The following is a 17,719-nucleotide window of genomic DNA, read 5'->3' as shown; positions in this document are numbered from 1 at the left end:
GCACCTAAGCACCACCACAAACCACCCCATCGACCCCAACACTTTTGCGCTCAGGTCTCAGTAGCGAAGCCCTCGACTATAGCACGGTTTACAACGAGCAGCAGGGTAAACCCAGGGATTTGCCCGTCTCAGCCCCGCTCATGCGATTAGCGATTCAGTCCCGCAGGCCCGTCACCGCGACCTCCAAAGCATCCAGGAACAGGAAAGCCACGCTTTTTCTGGCGGTCTCCATAAGCATTGCGTCAACAGCCGTCTCGCGAACGTCGCGTAAGCTGCTGTGACTACAACCCGTACCAGTCGCTTTTTCATCGACACCAACCATGACGGATTACACCAAGGCGGCATTGGATCTTGCCCATGAGGCTCTCTACAGGACATCGCCCAACCCCCGCGTGGGCTGCGTGCTCGTCAACCACGACGGCACCATCATTGGCCAGGGGGCCACCCAGCGCGCGGGGGGGCCACATGCGGAGGTGATGGCTCTGCGCGACGCAGAGCAGAGGGGCTATTCCCCTCAAGGTGCTACCGCCTACGTCACGCTAGAACCTTGCTCACACCATGGACGTACGGGTCCTTGCTGCGATGCACTCATTAAGGCAGGTATCGCCAAGGTCGTGGCATCGATTGCCGACCCCAACCCCGCAGTGGCGGGCAATGGGTTTGTGCGCCTGCGTGCGGCGGGGGTAGCTGTAGAGGTAGGGCAAGGAGCGGAAGCATCCAGGGAGCTGAACCTGGGATTTTTCAGTCGGATGATTCGAAAAACGCCCTGGGTCCGCATGAAAGCAGCCGCCTCGCTCGACGGTGTGACCGCCTTGCCCAATGGAGCAAGCCAATGGATCACCGGTCCCGCCGCTCGTACCGACGGACATGCATGGCGCGCAAGGGCTTGCGCGGTGTTGACCGGCATCGGGACCGTACTCGCAGATAACCCACGACTGGATGTGCGGGATGTACCCACCGATCGGCAACCCGCACTCGTTTTGGTGGATAGCGAGCTAGCTGTTCCTCTGGATGCCTTGCTTTTCGCAGCGAACCGGTCGGTCTATATCTACACAGCCTTTGCACACGAGAAAAAACGCAGAGCGCTCGAAGCCCTTGGCGCCACCGTGATCACAATGCCGAATAGTGCCGGCAAGGTGGACTTACCTGCCATGGTGCAAGACCTCGGGCGCAGGGAGATCAATGAACTGCACGTGGAAGCAGGTTACAAGCTCAATGGCTCGCTGCTGCGCGAAGGACTGGTCGATGAACTACTGGTCTATCTCGCCCCCAAGCTGATGGGCGAGGGCATGGGATTGGCCCAGATAGCTCACTTGGCGACACTTGCCGAGGCACATGCCCTCAGCTTCCATACGGTAGACAGGATCGGGGAAGACCTGCGCGTCCTTGCACGCTTGCAGGGGCGCGACAGGTTCTGAAGAAATCGCTGCGTAACTGATCGCGGAATTTTCCGCCAATCAAAGTTACGCCCGACCGGCTGTCACTCCATCATGTGACTGGCGCAAAAAATCTCGCCAGAGCGCGACACGGATAATCCCGCTCTATGGCACTTATCACCTTACTGGACGCCCAACTCGCATTTGGGCATGTTGCACTGCTGGATCACGCCGGCTTTTCCCTGGAGACCGCTGAGCGGGTTGGCCTGATTGGCCGCAATGGCGCGGGAAAGTCTTCCCTTCTCAAAATCCTGGGAGGACTTGCCAAGCCGGATGATGGCTCTTTGCAAGTTCAGCAGGGGGTACGCATTGCCTTCGTCGCGCAGGAGCCGACGTTAGACCCCGATGCCACCATTTTCAAGGCAGCCTCCGAAGGCCTGCAACGCGTGATCGCTATCCGCGATCAATACCTCTCGGGAGCGGATGGACTGGATCTGGATGCATTGCAATCGGAGATCGAGGCCTACGACGCCTGGAACTGGGAGCAGCGTGTAGAAGAAACCCTGCAGAGGTTGCATCTCGACCCGGAAGCCGTGGTCGGAGCACTCTCTGGCGGCACCAAAAAACGCGTGGCGCTGGCGCAGGCGCTGGTGGCACGCCCTGACGTGTTGCTGCTCGACGAACCCACCAACCACCTGGATCTGGACTCCATCGAGTGGCTGGAAGACCTGCTGCTGGACTTTCCGGGCAGCGTCGTGACCATCACCCACGACCGGTCGTTCCTTGACCGTGTGGCCACCCGCATCGTGGAGCTGGACCGCGGTCAATTGCGCTCCTACCCCGGTAACTTTGCTCAATACCAGATTCAGAAAGAAGAGCAGTTGGCGCAGGAGGCGGTGATCGCCGCAAAGGCCGACAAGCTCCTGGCACAAGAAGAAATCTGGATTCGGCGTGGTGTGGAAGCGCGCCGCACCCGCAGCCAGAGCCGTATCAGCCGCTTGGAACAGTTACGCGCCCGGCGGGAGGCCCGCCGTGAGGTCGTTGGCAGTGTGCGCATGGATGTCGCCACCGGAAGCTCCAACGGCTACCAGGGCAAGATCGTGGCGGAACTGCAAGGAGTGAGCAAAGCCTTCGGCGACAAAACCATCGTTCACAATTTCTCCGGGACGATACTGCGCGGGGACAAAGTGGGCCTGATCGGCCCGAACGGCGCCGGTAAAACCACGCTGCTGAAGATGATCTTGGGCGAACTGCAGGCCGACAAGGGCACCATCCGGCAGGGAGCGAACCTGCAAGTAGCCTACTTTGACCAGATGCGCCACGCCGTCAACCTCGACGCCACATTGGAAGACTTCATCAGCCCTGGCAGCGAATGGATCGAGATCGGCAATCAGCGCAAACACGTCAAGAGCTATCTGAGCGATTTTCTGTTCTCCCCCGCGCGCGCGCACTCCCCAGTGCGGTCGCTGTCCGGCGGGGAACGCAACCGCCTGCTGCTTGCCCGGCTGTTCGCCCGACCGGCCAATGTCCTGGTGCTGGATGAGCCCACGAACGACCTGGACATTGACACCTTAGACCTGCTGGAGGAACTGCTCGAAAACTACGAAGGCACGGTGTTCTTGGTCAGCCACGACCGCACCTTTCTCGACAACGTGGTGACCAGCACCCTCGCTTTTGAAGGCAACGGCCTGTGGCGCGAGTACGAAGGCGGCGTACAAGACTGGTTGCTCCAATCCAAACGCAGTCGGTCACTGCAAGCTGCTGCTGCAACGTCCTCCAAACCACCTACACCGGAAGTTTCAGATCAAAGCACGCCGGAGCGCGCATCAAATAAGCCTGCACAGCTATCAAAAAAGAAGCTGAGTTACAAAGAGCAGCGCGAACTGGATCAACTGCCTGGTCTGATCAGTGCACTAGAGACGGAACAGAAATCCCTTCAAGACGCACTTTCCGACGGCTCACTCTTTGGTACCGACCCCACACGCGCGGCAGCCATGACAAGCCGAGCAGCCGCCATCGACGAGGAGCTGATGACCGCGTTGGAGCGCTGGACAGCACTCTCTGAATAGGCGCCAAACAGGTTCATGGCGCGAGGCTCTGGCGGGGACACACATGGTGAAGGCCCGCCGCCAGGGCTCAGTAATCGCCCTTAAATCCGGTGGTGCAGGCGGTCCGTTGTTCCGCGCAACCGGGCAATCAAGGCAGGAGCAATCTGCCCCAGCGGCAGCACCTCGTCGGCGGCACCGTGGGCAATGGCTTCCCGCGGCATGCCAAACACGATGCAGGTCGCCTCATCCTGCACATAGTTGTAGCTGCCGGCGTCTTTCATCTCCCGCATGGCAACAGCGCCATCGTTGCCCATGCCCGTGAGCATGATGCCAAACGCGTTGCGCCCCACCACCGCCGCTGCGGACTTGAAGAGTACCTCGACCGAGGGCTTGTGGCGATTGACCGGAGGGCCATCGTCCACCACCGCCACATAGTTGGCGCCACTGCGCGCCACATGGAACTGTGTGCCGCCCGGTGCGATGTAGGCATGGCCGGGCAGAATGCGCTCGCCATTCACCGCCTCCTTGACGGTGATCTGGCACAACCCGTTCAAACGGGCCGCAAAACTGGTAGTGAACCCGGGAGGCATGTGCTGGGTGATAACGATCGCGGGCGAATCCGCAGGCATCTGGACCAGCACCTCCTTGATGGCTTCGGTACCACCGGTGGACGCCCCAATGCAGATGAGCTTTTCGGTGGAAAGGCGCCCCAGCAGGCCCGCTGCGGGTACGGCGTGGTGCACAGGAGTACCCCCCACAACGCTGGAGGCTGGGCCTGCATCACGCACAGGGGCGCGGCGCACTTGCGCCACGGCAGCAACGCGGATCTTGTCCACAATCTGCGCCGCCAAATCGTTGAGCCCGCTGGCCAGCCCCACACGCGGTTTGGCCACAAAGTCGACGGCGCCCAACTCCAGGGCCTTCATGGTGACCTCCGCGCCACGCTCGGTCAGCGTGGAGATCATCACCACCGGAGTGGGTCGCAGACGCATCAAGCGCCCCAGAAAATCAATGCCGTCCATGCGTGGCATTTCAACGTCCAGGGTGATGACATCCGGATCCAATTCGCGAATCATCTCGCGCGCCACCAGAGGGTCGTTGGCCGTGCCAATGCACTCCATGTCCCGCTGGCGGTTGATGATCTCTGACAGCAGACTACGGACCAGCGCCGAATCGTCCACCACGATCACCCGGATTTTCCTGCTCATTAACTCAAACCTTTATCAAAACAGATCCACAGAACCACCCGACGTGGTCTTGGCAACAGTGGCCGCGTTGCCACGAACCTCCTGGGCCACGAGGGCTTCGGGATGGGCATGCGCCAACCGTTTCACCATCGCTTTGCCGGTCACTGGAAAGAAAACCACCTTGCGCGGGTAGATGTCCAGCACGTCCTCGGAGACGATAGGAATGCGCTCAGTGTGCAAATAGTTCAACACAAAATTCGTGTTGCGCTCACCCACATTCATGGTGGTGAAGTTGTGCATCACCTGGGCCCCACCAAAAATCTTGGCCTGCATGGTTTCACGGCGTGCACCGAGCTTGAGCATTTCATTGATCAACAGCTCCATCGCGTAGGAACCATAACGCCCGGATGCGTCCGCCAGATCGCCGTCCGGCAGCATGAAATGGTTCATTCCTCCCACACGTGCGCGGCTGTCCCACAGGCAGGCAGCGATGCACGAGCCGAGCACGGTCATGATGACCATGTTCTCATCCGACACGAAATACTCACCAGGCAGCACCTTCACCGCGTTGTGCTGGAAGTGGTGATCAAGGTAAAAAAACGAGGCCTCTCCTGGCTTGCGGCTGCGGGCCTTGAGCTCCTGCAGCGACGACTCGCGCGCGGGCCCGTTGCCAGAGCTGTAGATATCGGCGCTCAGCGGCGCAATACGCGGAGCGCGGCGCCTTTCGGAACTGCCGGGCACAGCAGCAGCATTGGAAGGGGATGAACCTGTTTGAATGTTGGTCATGGGTGCAATGTGCAGGACAACATGGACAGGTCAGCGGCGCTCGTACACCGTCTTGCCACGCAGGGTGAACAGGTCTTTGGACTCGCTGAAGTTCTCGGCGTGCCCGACAAACAACATGCCACCCGGCTTGAGCACGCGGTGGATTCTTTCCAGCACGCGCCGCTGTGTAGGGGCATCAAAGTAAATCATCACATTACGGCAGAAAACCACGTCAAAGGGCTCCTTGAATGGCCAATCGTCGCGGATGAGATTCACACTCATGAAGTCGATGGCGCGCCGCAACTCCGGCTTGGCACGGACCATGCCCGCGTTCCCGCCTTTGCCTTTGAGAAAGAATTTCTGCAAGCGCTCGGGGCTCAAGCCCTTGACGCTGTCGAGCCGGTACACGCCCTGCGCCGCGGTGGCCAGCACGCGCGAATCAATGTCGCTGGCCGTCAACTTGAAAGAGGCGTTGGCGCCGAGCGCCTCCAACGCGGTGATCACGATGGAGTAAGGCTCTTCGCCCGTGGAGGCCGCGTTGCACCAAACCCGCCAGTTGGCGGATGGCTTGGAGCGCAGGTGCGACGCGAAAATCTCGAAATGATGCTGCTCGCGAAAGAATGCCGTGAGGTTGGTGGTCAGCGCATTCACGAACTCCTGCCACTCCGGCCCGTCATGGTTCTCCAGCCAGCTCAGGTAGTCGTGAAAGCTGGTGTGCCCCGTGTCGCGCAGCCGCCGCGACAGGCGGCTGTAGACCATGGCGTGTTTGCCATCATGCAAGCTGATGCCAGCGCGCTGATAGATCAGCGCCTGCACACGGGCGAAGTCTGCATTGGTCCAGACAAATTCACGCCCCTGCGCCAGAGGGCCAGAGGGCGCTGCGGCTGCGGCATACGCAGGATCTACCCGGGCTGGGCCTGACCGGACTGACGCCGAAGCACTGGTGGTTTGGGCCATATTGATCGTCCGAGGGGAAGTCCTGTTCGCTCCAAAAGGTCTGCGAGCACAGCTCACAGCCTGACATGCGCTTGCGCCACCACTGGCTGCTGACTGCTACGCCTTATTCGTTGGCGGTCACCAAGCCCATGTCCACGCTGGACATGAGCTTTTCAATATCCAGCAAGATCAGCATGCGCTCGCCCACGGACCCCAAGCCCAAGATGCAGCTGTTGTCGATCGCACTCTCGATATCAGGGGCCGAACGGATGCTCTCTGGCGTCAACTCCATCACATCGCTCACCGAATCCACCACAATGCCCACCACACGGTTGCGCAGGTTGAGGATGATGACCACAGTGAAACTGTTGTAGTCCGCCTGCGCACAGTTGAACTTGATGCGCATGTCCACGATGGGAACAATCGTGCCGCGCAAATTGACCACGCCCTTGATGAAGTCTGGCGCGTTCGCAATGCGGGTGGGAGGTTCGTAGCCACGGATTTCCTGCACCTTCAGGATGTCGATGCCGTACTCTTCCTGGTCGAGGCGGAACGTCAGATATTCACGAGCACCCGTTGGTGCAGCGTCTGCAGTTTTACCGATCACACTCATGGTGCATTCTCCTTTCATGGCGGCGCAGCGCCCCCAGGGGCGCCCGCACCTGTATCTAGTGGCGCGCCCGACGCACCAAGCCACCCGTGTCCAAAATCAAGGCCACGGTGCCGTCACCCAAAATGGTGGCGCCCGACACATTGGGCACCTTGCGATAGTTCGATTCCAGATTCTTGACGACCACCTGATGCTGGCCGAGCAACTCATCCACCAGCAAGGCCACACGGCTTCCGTCAGCCTCGACCACCACCATGATGTTGCTGGATTTGTTGAGGTCAAAGCGCGGAACCTGGAAGATCTTCTCCAGCGCGATGACAGGCATGTATTCGTCGCGCACCTTGACCAGCTGCGAGCCTTGCGCCACGGTGCTGACATCGTCCGCATTGACCTGGAACGATTCCACCACCGACGACAGGGGAAGGATGTAAACCTCTTCGCCCACCCCCACCGACATGCCATCCATGATGGCGAGCGTCAGCGGTAGGCGAACGGACACCTTCATGCCGTAGCCCTCTGCAGAATCGATCTCTACCGAGCCGTTGAGCGCTGCGATATTGCGTTTGACCACGTCCATGCCGACCCCACGGCCTGACACATCGGTCACCTCATCGGCCGTGGAGAAGCCTGGAGCAAAAATCAGCTGCCAGACATCGGCATCGCTCATCTGATCGGACACCTCGATGCCGCGCTCCTGGGCCTTGCTGAGGATCTTCTCGCGCGACAAGCCACGACCATCGTCACGCACCTCGATCACGATCGACCCACCTTGGTGCGACGCCGACAAGGTGATGGTGCCGTGCTCGGATTTGCCCTTGGCAAGACGATCGGCAGGCATTTCAATACCGTGGTCGCAGCTGTTACGCACCAAGTGGGTCAGCGGGTCGGTGATCTTTTCGACCAAGCCCTTGTCCAGTTCGGTGGCTTCACCCAGGGTCACCAGCTCCACCTTCTTGCCCAGCTTGTTCGCCAGATCGCGCAGCATGCGCGGGAAGCGGCTGAAAACGATGGACATTGGAATCATGCGGATCGACATCACCGACTCTTGGAGGTCGCGCGTGTTGCGATCCAGATCTGCCAACCCGGCCAGCAATTGCTGATAGGCCCCAGCATCAAGGCCCCGGCTGTTCTGCGCCAACATGGCCTGCGTAATCACCAACTCACCCACCAGGTTGATCAGTTGATCGACCTTCTTCACATCCACGCGGATGGTGGTGGACTCCATCTGTGCTTGCATCGCCACCTTGGGCTCGGCGCTCGCCTTGGGCGCAGCTTTGGGAGCTTGCGCGACAGGCGCATGGGCAGCCGCCGCAGCTTCACCATGGGGAGCTCCGGGTGCGCCGTTGAAGAATCCATAAGGCGCTTCGCCCCCGGAGGTATCCACGGCAACCACAGGCTCGTCGTCTGCATCTGCGGCGGCAGCGTCACCAGAAGCGGCAGCATCACGAATCAGCACCTGGTCCTTGGAAACATGGAACGCAAACAGGTCCAGCAGATCATCGTTGGTGGACGTCGTTTCCACCGCAAAGACCCGCGTATTGGCCTGGCTGCCCGGGACATCGCGGATCGCCCCCAAACCGGGAATGTCTCGGAACAATTCTTTGATCGCGTCGGCCTGCTCGGGGCGGTCCAGCGGCCCGATCTGGATTTCCAGCTGCCGTGCCTGCCCTGGCACAACAGGCGCAGAAACCTTGGGCGCAGGAGCCGGAGCTACTGCCACCGGCGCGGGTGCAGGAGGCGGCGGCGCTGCGACCACAGACGCAGCATCGCCGGGCACCAAGCCTGCCGCCAGGTCGCTGATTCGGCGAACCAAGGAGGTGGTGGAAACCGCCTCACCTTGTCCACCCGCCTGATGCCGTGCCAGCAGGCTGCGCGAAGCATCCGCAGACTCCAGGAGAACGTCCACCATCTGAGGGATGGGCTGCAGCTCATGGCGGCGCAGACGATCAAGCAGGGACTCCATCTGATGGGTCAGCTCGGCCACGTCAGAAAACCCGAAGGTGGCAGAACCTCCCTTGATCGAGTGAGCGCAGCGGAAGATGCCGTTGAGCTCTTCGTCGTTGGCACTGCTCAGGTCCAGATTCAGGAGCATCTGCTCCATCTGGTCGAGGTTTTCACCCGCTTCCTCGAAAAAGATCTGATAAAACTGGCTGAGGTCGAAGTCAGCGCCTGCACCTGATCCTTCTTGGTAGGTTTCCGCCATGGTGGGCTCCTGTGTACTAAATGATCTCAGTCAACCCGGCTCAGCGGATCACTTTCTGGATGACTTCGATCAGGCGATTCGGATCAAAAGGTTTTACCAGCCATCCCGTGGCACCCGCTGTGCGGCCCGCCTGCTTCATTTGATCGCTCGACTCTGTCGTAAGGATCAGGATGGGAATGGTCTTGAATTTGGGATGCTCGCGCAGTTTGCGGGTCAGGCCAATGCCATCAAGACGTGGCATGTTCTGATCTGCCAGCACCAGGTCAATGTTGTGCGTCTCAGCCTTTTCGAGGGCATCTTGCCCATCCACTGCCTCCACGACGTGATAGCCGGCACCAGTGAGGGTGAACGACACCATTTTGCGCATGGAAGGTGAATCATCAACGGCAAGGATCGATTGCATGTATGGCTCCAACTGACTTGAATATATAAGGTAACCAGTGATGTGAACGTCAAAACAGGTCCACAGAACCTGCATCCATCTCGCTTTGGGTGACAGGGTTCGGCCTGTCGGGCGCCATCTCCGCAAAGGGCGCGGCATCTTCACCTTCTTCATGCCCCATGGCTTCCGAGGCCAGCCGGAAGGCACAGCCCTGCAGCACCTTGGTGGTGTGCCATATCAGTTGGGAGGCCATGTCCTGGAACTGCAGCTCAGTCACTGCGCTGCGCAACGCCGTGCGCGCGGCCACCAACTCCGGGGAGTCCGCCACTACAGCATCTGTCAACATGGCGTTTGCCTCTCCAAACCGCTCCAGCAGGTTGTCGGTGGCGTGGTTCAGCAAGCCTTCCAGGCGGTGCAAGTCGTGCATCACGACCAACAAAGAGTCCTGCAGCTCTGCCGCCACCATGACGGGAACCTGGACAGCAGGTCCTCCAGGTGTTGTTAGCGTAGATTGCATCGTTTCTCCATCGCAGCACGTAGCAGCAAAACACGCAAATACACAGGACTACGATACTTGCATCAGTAACCTGCCAAGGCCCCCGAGCAAACCGGAGCATCCACGCCCATTGGACGCTGACGCACAAACCATCCCAACCGGACAAACACCCTTGTTTGTTCCAATTTGTATCCTATGATAGCGCTCCTATGGTCCCTGTAACACCAGACCAGACCCTTGAGATCCTCCATCTTGAAGATTCACCGGCCGATCACGAATTGGCAGCGCGTGCGTTGCGCCGATCAGGGCTCCGTTGCCACCTGCAGCGGGTTGACACCCTTTCTGAATTCCAAAGACTGACAGACAGCGGCCACTTTGACATCATCCTGGCAGATTACCGCCTGCCAGGCTTCACCGCGTTGGATGCCTGGGCCCATGTGGCGCAAAAACCGCATCACCCACCTTTTGTGCTGCTTTCAGGTGCCATTGGCGAGCCTGCAGCGGTTGACGCGATGCGGCTCGGGGTAGCGGACTATCTGCTCAAGGACGATATCCAGCGCCTCCCGCATGTAATTGCCCGCACCCTGGAAGTGCACGAAGCACGCAACGCGCGCGAGCAGGCTATTGCCGAGCTGGCCACGTCGCAACGCCGCTTGGCCGAGTTGGCCGAGCATCTGCAGACTTCCATCGAGCATGAGCGGGCCGCCATCGCTCGCGAGATCCACGACGACATTGGTGGCGCACTGACCGCAGTACGCTTTGACGTGGCCTGGATAGGGCGTCACAGTACCGATCCTGCCATGCAAGAGCATGCCACCTCTGCGGTGGACATGCTGCAACACGCGATTGGCGCCAGCCAGCGCATCATGATGAACCTGCGCCCACCCATCCTGGAACAAGGGCTGGTGGCGGCTGTCCAGTGGCTGGCCACGGGCTTTGAGCGCAGGACGGGCATCACCACAAGGATGCAGAGCAGCAGCGAAACCATCGATATACCCACCGACATCCAATTGGTGGCATACCGTACTGCCCAAGAAGCATTGACCAATATCTCCAAGCACGCGCAGCCCAGCAAGGTGGACATTGAACTGTCTGACAAGGAAGGGGTACTGACCCTGGAGGTCGCCGACAATGGCCATGGCATGGATTCCACAGTTCGCGACAAACCAAAAGCCTTCGGCCTCAAGGGCCTTCAAGAGCGTGCACGCACCGTAGGGGGATGGCTGGACATCAGCAGTCGGCCGGGCAAGGGCACGTCGGTCATTCTGTCCGTCCCGTTACCATCTCCTTCCACATCCGCTCCAGGAGATGCCCAGTGATCCATGTCGTCTTGTGCGACGACCATGCCGTATTGCGGCGCGGCATTCGCGACACACTCGCCGAAGCACCGGACATTCAGGTGACCGGCGAAGCGGGCGGGTACTCTGAGCTGCGTGAAGTTCTGCGCACGGCTGCCTGTGATGTGTTGCTGCTGGACCTGAACATGCCCGGACGCAGCGGCCTGGAAGTACTGGCCAGCCTGCGCGAGACCCACTCGACCATCCGGGTGCTGGTGGTTTCGATGTTCCCCGAGGATCAATACGCGCTGCGCTGCCTCAAGGCGGGAGCCCAAGGCTACGCCAACAAGGCCGGCGATCCGGTGGAGCTGATTGCGGCAGTGCGCACGGTGATGCAGGGGCGAAAGTACCTCACTGCCGAAGTGGCCCAGATGCTTGCGGACAGCCTGGCTCAACCCACGCCGGAGGTGCCCCATGCGGCGCTTTCCGAACGAGAGCTGCAAACCCTGGTCAAGATTGCATCGGGGCGGCGCCTGTCTGACATTGCCGATGAATTGATGCTGAGTCCTAAAACCGTGAGTGTGTACCGCTCACGGGTTCTCGAAAAATTGAAGCTTTCGAACAATGCTGAACTCACCGTTTACGCCATCCGCAATCAGCTGGTGTAACTAACGGCCCTACCTGCCAACAGAGAACAGATCCACGGCTTGTTGCATCAACGCCAACACCGGTTGCTCCAGCATCGGCAACGTTGCTGCTATGCCCAGCATCCCCACCGTGAGCGTGACCGGGAAACCCACCGCGTAGATATTCATTTGCGGCGCCACACGCGAGATGATGCCCATGGTCAGGTTGACGAAGAGCAGCAGCGCAATCATGGGCATGGCAATCCAGAGCGCACTGGAAAAGAGCGAAGCACCCAACTCATACAAGCGCATCTGTCCCAACGCCTGCAGAAAATTTCCATCGACTGGAAAGCGGTCAAAACTTTTGACCACGGCCATCAATATCAACAAATGGCCATTGATGACAATGAAGAGCAGCATGGACATGTGGCCAAAAAACCGGGCCACGGCGCTGATCTGACCGTTGGAGGTGGGGTCAAAGAACGATGCAAAGTTGAGCCCCATCTGCAGGCCAATGATTTCACCAGCCAGCTCAACGGCTGTGAACACCAGGCGAACCGAAAAGCCGATCGCCAGCCCCACAGCCACCTGCTGCGCCACCGTGCCCAGCGCCTCGCGGCCGTTCACGCTGATGACAGGCTGCTCGCCCAGAACACCTTGCGCGCACAAGGCCACAAGGAAAGCGAGACCGATTTTTACGCGCATGGGCACGACCCGCATGGAGAACACTGGGGCCACGGAAAACAATGCCAGCACGCGCAAAAAGGGCCACAGAATAGGAGACAGCCACGCCATGATCTGAGCTTCGGAGAAGGTGATCACGCCCCTCCTCCACCGGCGAGGCCTGGGTGCATTGACGGCCAAGGCACGGCCGCCCCCAATGCTCGTCGCTGACTCCAGCAGCCCAGCATTGTCCTGAGGCCGCCAAGTGCCCAGATTGGCATGTGCTATCCAATCATCGACGGGATCGATTCGATTGTCCGACGGATGAAGTCCACCAGGGTACTGAGCATCCAGGGCCCAGCAATCGCAAAAACGACCATGGCCGCAATCAGCTTGGGCACAAACGCCAGCGTTGCTTCATGGATCTGCGTGACAGCCTGAAAAATACTGACCAACAAGCCCACCGCCATGACCACCCCCAGCACTGGCATCGAAATCATCAGCAGCAGGGTGAGGGCGTCACGCCCGATGGTCAGCACCATTTGTGAAGTCATGGCGGAATCCTCTAGGTGACAAAGCTGGCGGCCAATGAGCCGATCAGCAGGTTCCAGCCGTCTGCCAGCACAAACAGCATCAGCTTGAACGGCAATGCCACCAACACCGGGGACAACATCATCATGCCCAGGGACATGAGGATGCTGGACACCACCATGTCGATGACAAGAAACGGGATGAAAATCATGAACCCGATCTGAAACGCCGATTTGAGCTCGCTGGTCACAAAGGCCGGCACCAGCACACGGATGGGCGCCGTCTCAGCCGTCACTTTGGGATCAAGACGTGCCAGCCTGGAAAACAGCGCAAAGTCAGATTGCCGCGTCTGCTTGAGCATGAAGCTGCGCATCGGCGCCTCTGCCCTGTCCAGCGCCTGTTCGAAGCTGATGGTGTTGTTGGTATAGGGAACGTAAGCGTCCTGGTACACACGGTCCAGCGTCGGGCCCATGACAAAAAAGGTCAGGAACAGTGACAGCCCGATGATGACCTGGTTGGGGGGAGCCGATTGCGTCCCCAAGGCCTGACGCAGCAAGGACAGCACAATCACAATCCGTGTAAAGCCCGTCATCATCAGTAGCACAGCGGGCAAAAAAGACAACGCCGTGAAAAACAGCAGTGTCTGAATGGGTACCGAGTAGCTGGCGCCAGACGGCCCACTGCCCACCACCAGTGGCAATGCGCCCGAACTTTGAGCCCAAGCGGAGCCATGCGCCACCACGCTGGCAACAGCGACGGCCCAAGGCAAAGCACGCCCAGCTGTCCGCGCTACGCGCCTTGGAAGCAAGGATGCGTGCTCAGACATGCGCGGGCTTTCCAGAATCAGCGGAAGCAGCTCGCATCTCGTGAGCAAACGATGGTTCTGTCGGGAGTGAAGCATTCACGGCGTCCCCAGCCCCCTTGGCCGACACTGGTAGCACGTGGAGGCAACTGACCTGTTGAGCGGTGACGCCCAGCACCAGCCAAGTACGCGCATGTTCAGGGCCGACTTCCACCGTCACTACCCGCTGTTGAGGGCCGACGGCCACTGCAGACACCACGCGTGACGCCACCCCGGCAGCCAGCGTTCCGGAGGACTGGCGCTGCTGCAGCCGGCGCACAGCCCAGGGAAGCAAAGCCATGGCGCCCACAAAAAGCACCACGACCAGCAGCGTCTGGGTCATGCTCCCACTATCCACGGCTCACCCGCCGCAAACGTTCCGACGGCGTGACCACATCGGTCAGGCGGATACCAAACTTGTCATTGACCACCACCACTTCGCCTTGGGCGATAAGGTAGCCATTGACTAGCACATCCATGGGCTCGCCTGCCAGTGCATCCAACTCCACCACCGAACCTTGTGCCAGTTGAAGGATGTACTTGATGGGCACTTTGGTGCGCCCCAACTCCACCGACAGCTGCACCGGAATGTCCAGCACCATGTTGATGTCGTTGACGGTATCACCACTCGCAGCACCGGAAAATGGTCGCACGGGCTCGCCGGAAAGTGGCCCTCCCTGCTCTGCGTCCGCGGGTTTTTCGTCCGTCCGCTTCTGCTCTTCAAGCGCCTCGGCCCAACCCGCAAACGGGTCATCCGCGCCTGCGTCCTTGTTGTCTTCTTCAGTTGCCATTCTTCTCTCCCAGCCAACTCATGTCCGAAGTGCGCAGGCACTCTTCAATGCGGATGGCGTACTTGGAATTGTGGGTTCCATACTGGCATTCAAAAATGGGAACCCCTCCGATCGATGCACGGATACGGGGCTCGCGGTCCAGTTCGATGAAGTCACCCGGTTTCATGGCCAGCAGTTGCTCTACGGTGGCATCGGCCTTCGCCAGCTCCGCCACCAGCGTAACCTCTGCGGATTGGATTTCACGCTTGAGCACATTCACCCAACGGCGGTCCACCTCAATGGAATCACCCTGCGTGGACGAATACAGTACATCGCGGATCGGCTCCAGCGTTGCATAAGGCATGCATATATGGATGGCGCCCGACAGGTCGCCAATTTCCAGCTGAAAGGCCGTGGACACCACGATCTCGCTGGGCGTAGCAATGTTGGCGAACTGGGGTTGCATTTCCGAGCGCTGGTATTCCAGCTCCAGCGGATAGATCCCCTGCCACGCCTTCTTGTACTCCGCGCAGATCACATCTACGAGCCGGTTGATGACACGCTGCTCGGTAGGCGAAAAATCACGCCCCTCAATACGGGTCTGGAACTTACCGACCCCGCCATAGAGGGTGTCAATGATGCCGAAGACCAGCGAAGGCTCACAGACGATGAGTCCGCTGCCTCGCAGGGGGCGGATCGCCACGATGTTGAAGTTCGTCGGCACCGCCAGCTCTCGCAGGAAAGCACTGTAGCGTTGCACCGACACCGTCCCCACCGAAATTTCAGGACTGCGGCGGATGAAGTTGAAGAGCCCGATGCGGAAGTTGCGTGCAAACCGCTCGTTGACGATTTCCATCGTCGGCATGCGGCCACGGACGATGCGCTCCTGGCTGGAGATGTCGTAATTGCGTACCGACCCCGCCTCAGCCACTTCCTCAACGGACTTCTGGCTCTCGCCAGTGACCCCTTCCAGAAGGGCATCAACCTCTTCCTGCGAAAGAAATGAATCACTCATGGCTGGTCCTTACCCGACTGGCTCATTGGATGATGAAGCTCGAAAAGAGCACCTTGCGCACAGGATTGCGCTCTGTGCGCTTGCGCGCAGCGGGGCGCTCCTCTGCATCTCCGTCCTGCTCAGCGGCGGCGGCAGCCTTTGCACGCTCACGCTCTGACGGCACCGAGTAGCCAAGAGGGCGCGAGACTTCGCGCAAGACGTCGGTAGCGAGCTTTTCCTTGCCCTCGCGCTGCAGCAGCTCCGTGGACGTGCGTTGCGACACCAGCATCAGGATTCCGCTGCGGATCGACGGCAGGTACTGCTTGACCTGTTCTGCAGTCTTTGCATCCTCCAGCTCCAACGTAATGCCGATCTGGGCAAAGCGATCACCGCCGGGATCAGCCAGATTGACCACCATGTTTTCCAGGGGCAGGAAGGTGGGGGCTACCTTAGGCGCCTCCTTGTGAGCCGCAGGTGCACCGCCGCCCTCTTCGTCCTCAGCGGCATGCGACCGACTGGAGATGAACCATGCTGCTGCGCCCCCTCCGATCACTAGCACAGCCACCACCACGCCGATGATGATCAACAGCATCTTCTTGCTTTTGGCGGGTGCGGCTGCTGCGGGAGTATTGGCTGACACAATGGAATTCCTTGCGATAGGGAACAGGCAGAACAGACGCTATCAAAGTGAAAGCACAACCTGTTAGCCCATTATGGGTCGGGGGTGTAACCAATAATAGCCAGAATAAAAGCCCAAAACCATGGCATTCACCGCACTCGCCTGGACTGCGGAGACGGGAGCAGAACTACAGACCGCCCACATCACCCCGCAGAATCAGACGAAGACGTCCACGGCCCGGTCTGTCGCCCCACCACCGCGCGCCAGCGAGGCTGTGCCAGCAGGCACAGCAGATACCACCTGCGCCTGGCGTGCCCCGTCGCGAGGCCGCTGCTGCCCCGCCTCGCCACCACCGGCACTGTCGCGTGCCGATGTGCCCACCGACATGCCAGACAACACCAAACCCTCACTGCGCAACAGATCACTCAACTGCGCCATGCTCTGGTCCAGCAGCTCCCGCGTCTGCTGCTGGTCGCTGCGGAACGACACGTGCGCTTCGTTGCCCGACAGAGACACCGACACCTCCACCGGCTGACCATCACGCTGCAGCGTCAACTCCGCGTTCTGGGTCTTCTGGTTCACCCAGTAGGCCACCTGTTCGGCCACCTGCTCTTCGGCACCCAAGGCGTTAGGGTCTGCAAAGACCGTTGCATCGGTGAAGTTGCTGGACTCCAAAGGAGATGCGCCCAATGTGCTCTCAGACCATGCGCCCCCATTTCCCGGGTTCTCACCGGCAGAGTGCCCACCGGCAGCGAATTCGGGCGCCCGTGCAGAAGCGACGGAGGTCAACAGACCATCAGCAAGAGGTGTGACTCCTTCGAAGCCAGTAGCTGCGGATGACAGCCCGCCCACGCGCTCAGAAGATTGTGCCCCAGTCGATGCGGCCTGGGCAGAGCGCTCAGTCATCGCCTGTGAAAGCGCAGCGGCCGCCGGAGTGTGTCCCATTGAATGAGGTTTCAACTCGCCAACCGTGCCTTGCCCCAAACTGACGTCCCCCGAACCTGAAAGCCCAGTGCGGAGCGCCGCGACGTTCTGCAACCGAGAGAATGTACGACCAGCCATGGACGTCGCGCCCAAAGGTTGCGCATCCTTAATGTCTGCAGCAGAGTCCAACATCGCCGTCTCTGCCACCAAGCCTTGGGTACGGCCAAATGGCGTCCACTCGGCCCCAGAACCTACTGGAGACGCCCCCCCCGCACCCAAAGCGGCAGCGAGGCGCGAACCACCGTCAGCGCCTGTGGAGGCCGGAGGAGCGACATTGGCCGAAGCCATGCCCAATAACCCTTGCCATGCAGCCACCGCAGAGGCGTCTCCAGCCGTGGATCCGACGCCAGGAAGGCCGTCCGCAGAGAGAACATCCGATCCTGCCGAGCCCAGTACGCCCCCCTCCTCCAC

At 60.0% G+C, this 17,719-nt stretch carries 19 protein-coding genes; 4 read left to right on the top strand and 15 right to left on the bottom strand.

The window, feature by feature from the left end; genetic code table 11:
- Positions 1 to 320: 320 nt before the first annotated feature.
- Positions 321 to 1,418: a bifunctional diaminohydroxyphosphoribosylaminopyrimidine deaminase/5-amino-6-(5-phosphoribosylamino)uracil reductase RibD gene (ribD, locus tag DBR23_RS03790; RefSeq protein ID WP_108497374.1), complete on the top strand. Its 1,098-nt coding sequence runs from the start codon at positions 321 to 323 to the stop codon at positions 1,416 to 1,418.
- A gap of 125 nt (positions 1,419 to 1,543) precedes the next feature.
- Positions 1,544 to 3,445 (top strand): ATP-binding cassette domain-containing protein, encoded by a 1,902-nt coding sequence (locus DBR23_RS03785; protein ID WP_108497373.1) that lies wholly within the window; start codon positions 1,544 to 1,546, stop codon positions 3,443 to 3,445.
- A gap of 80 nt (positions 3,446 to 3,525) precedes the next feature.
- On the opposite strand, the gene DBR23_RS03780 is transcribed toward DBR23_RS03785, so the two are convergent.
- The 7 genes from DBR23_RS03780 to DBR23_RS03750 all read right to left on the bottom strand — a co-directional run bounded on the left by DBR23_RS03780 (position 3,526) and on the right by DBR23_RS03750 (position 10,024).
- Positions 3,526 to 4,632 carry a chemotaxis response regulator protein-glutamate methylesterase gene (locus tag DBR23_RS03780; protein WP_108497372.1) on the bottom strand — a complete coding sequence of 369 codons (1,107 nt, stop codon included), beginning with the start codon at positions 4,630 to 4,632 and terminating at the stop codon, positions 3,526 to 3,528.
- Positions 4,633 to 4,647: 15 nt separating this feature from the next.
- Positions 4,648 to 5,397, bottom strand: coding sequence for a chemoreceptor glutamine deamidase CheD (gene cheD, locus DBR23_RS03775; protein ID WP_056748055.1), 750 nt, complete (start codon positions 5,395 to 5,397; stop codon positions 4,648 to 4,650).
- Positions 5,398 to 5,427: 30 nt separating this feature from the next.
- The gene (locus DBR23_RS03770; protein ID WP_108497371.1) at positions 5,428 to 6,333 is read right to left on the bottom strand and encodes a CheR family methyltransferase; all 906 of its coding nucleotides are present in this window, start codon (positions 6,331 to 6,333) and stop codon (positions 5,428 to 5,430) included.
- Between the two features lie 103 nt (positions 6,334 to 6,436).
- Positions 6,437 to 6,925, bottom strand: coding sequence for a chemotaxis protein CheW (locus DBR23_RS03765; RefSeq protein ID WP_015015794.1), 489 nt, complete (start codon positions 6,923 to 6,925; stop codon positions 6,437 to 6,439).
- A 55-nt stretch (positions 6,926 to 6,980) separates the two neighbouring features.
- Positions 6,981 to 9,125: a chemotaxis protein CheA gene (locus DBR23_RS03760; protein ID WP_108497370.1), complete on the bottom strand. Its 2,145-nt coding sequence runs from the start codon at positions 9,123 to 9,125 to the stop codon at positions 6,981 to 6,983.
- 40 nt (positions 9,126 to 9,165) lie between these two features.
- Positions 9,166 to 9,528: a response regulator gene (locus tag DBR23_RS03755; protein WP_015015796.1), complete on the bottom strand. Its 363-nt coding sequence runs from the start codon at positions 9,526 to 9,528 to the stop codon at positions 9,166 to 9,168.
- Positions 9,529 to 9,577: 49 nt separating this feature from the next.
- On the bottom strand, positions 9,578 to 10,024 hold the full coding sequence (locus tag DBR23_RS03750; RefSeq protein ID WP_056065760.1) for a hypothetical protein: 447 nt from the start codon (positions 10,022 to 10,024) through the stop codon (positions 9,578 to 9,580).
- 188 nt (positions 10,025 to 10,212) lie between these two features.
- On the opposite strand from DBR23_RS03750, the gene DBR23_RS03745 reads away from it, so the two are divergent.
- Together DBR23_RS03745 and DBR23_RS03740 are read left to right on the top strand one after the other, a co-directional pair.
- Positions 10,213 to 11,322: an ATP-binding protein gene (locus DBR23_RS03745; RefSeq protein ID WP_108497369.1), complete on the top strand. Its 1,110-nt coding sequence runs from the start codon at positions 10,213 to 10,215 to the stop codon at positions 11,320 to 11,322.
- On the top strand, positions 11,319 to 11,948 hold the full coding sequence (locus DBR23_RS03740; RefSeq protein ID WP_108497368.1) for a response regulator transcription factor: 630 nt from the start codon (positions 11,319 to 11,321) through the stop codon (positions 11,946 to 11,948). Before DBR23_RS03745 ends, DBR23_RS03740 begins: the two co-directional genes overlap by 4 nt.
- Positions 11,949 to 11,957: 9 nt before the next feature.
- On the opposite strand, the gene fliR is transcribed toward DBR23_RS03740, so the two are convergent.
- The 8 genes from fliR to DBR23_RS03700 all read right to left on the bottom strand — a co-directional run bounded on the left by fliR (position 11,958) and on the right by DBR23_RS03700 (position 17,014).
- Positions 11,958 to 12,728, bottom strand: coding sequence for a flagellar biosynthetic protein FliR (fliR, locus tag DBR23_RS03735; RefSeq protein ID WP_056065753.1), 771 nt, complete (start codon positions 12,726 to 12,728; stop codon positions 11,958 to 11,960).
- 125 nt (positions 12,729 to 12,853) lie between these two features.
- Positions 12,854 to 13,123: a flagellar biosynthesis protein FliQ gene (fliQ, locus tag DBR23_RS03730; RefSeq protein ID WP_015015801.1), complete on the bottom strand. Its 270-nt coding sequence runs from the start codon at positions 13,121 to 13,123 to the stop codon at positions 12,854 to 12,856.
- A gap of 11 nt (positions 13,124 to 13,134) precedes the next feature.
- On the bottom strand, positions 13,135 to 13,926 hold the full coding sequence (gene fliP, locus DBR23_RS03725; RefSeq protein ID WP_233250256.1) for a flagellar type III secretion system pore protein FliP: 792 nt from the start codon (positions 13,924 to 13,926) through the stop codon (positions 13,135 to 13,137).
- Positions 13,919 to 14,284 (bottom strand): flagellar biosynthetic protein FliO, encoded by a 366-nt coding sequence (locus DBR23_RS03720; RefSeq protein ID WP_108497366.1) that lies wholly within the window; start codon positions 14,282 to 14,284, stop codon positions 13,919 to 13,921. Before DBR23_RS03720 ends, fliP begins: the two co-directional genes overlap by 8 nt.
- Positions 14,285 to 14,291: 7 nt before the next feature.
- Positions 14,292 to 14,732, bottom strand: a complete 441-nt coding sequence (fliN, locus tag DBR23_RS03715; protein ID WP_099729186.1) for a flagellar motor switch protein FliN — start codon at positions 14,730 to 14,732, stop codon at positions 14,292 to 14,294.
- On the bottom strand, positions 14,722 to 15,726 hold the full coding sequence (gene fliM / locus DBR23_RS03710) for a flagellar motor switch protein FliM (RefSeq protein WP_056065744.1): 1,005 nt from the start codon (positions 15,724 to 15,726) through the stop codon (positions 14,722 to 14,724). Before fliM ends, fliN begins: the two co-directional genes overlap by 11 nt.
- A 22-nt stretch (positions 15,727 to 15,748) precedes the next feature.
- Positions 15,749 to 16,345, bottom strand: coding sequence for a flagellar basal body-associated protein FliL (fliL, locus tag DBR23_RS03705; RefSeq protein WP_056748047.1), 597 nt, complete (start codon positions 16,343 to 16,345; stop codon positions 15,749 to 15,751).
- Positions 16,346 to 16,540: 195 nt separating this feature from the next.
- Entirely contained in the window at positions 16,541 to 17,014 is a 474-nt protein-coding gene (locus DBR23_RS03700) for a flagellar hook-length control protein FliK (protein ID WP_233250255.1), read from the bottom strand.
- Positions 17,015 to 17,719 lie beyond the last annotated feature (705 nt).

The sequence above is a fragment of the Acidovorax sp. HMWF018 genome (genome assembly GCF_003061035.1).
GTDB lineage: Bacteria > Pseudomonadota > Gammaproteobacteria > Burkholderiales > Burkholderiaceae_C > Acidovorax > Acidovorax delafieldii.
This window is presented reverse-complemented; position numbering and strand designations above follow the sequence as displayed.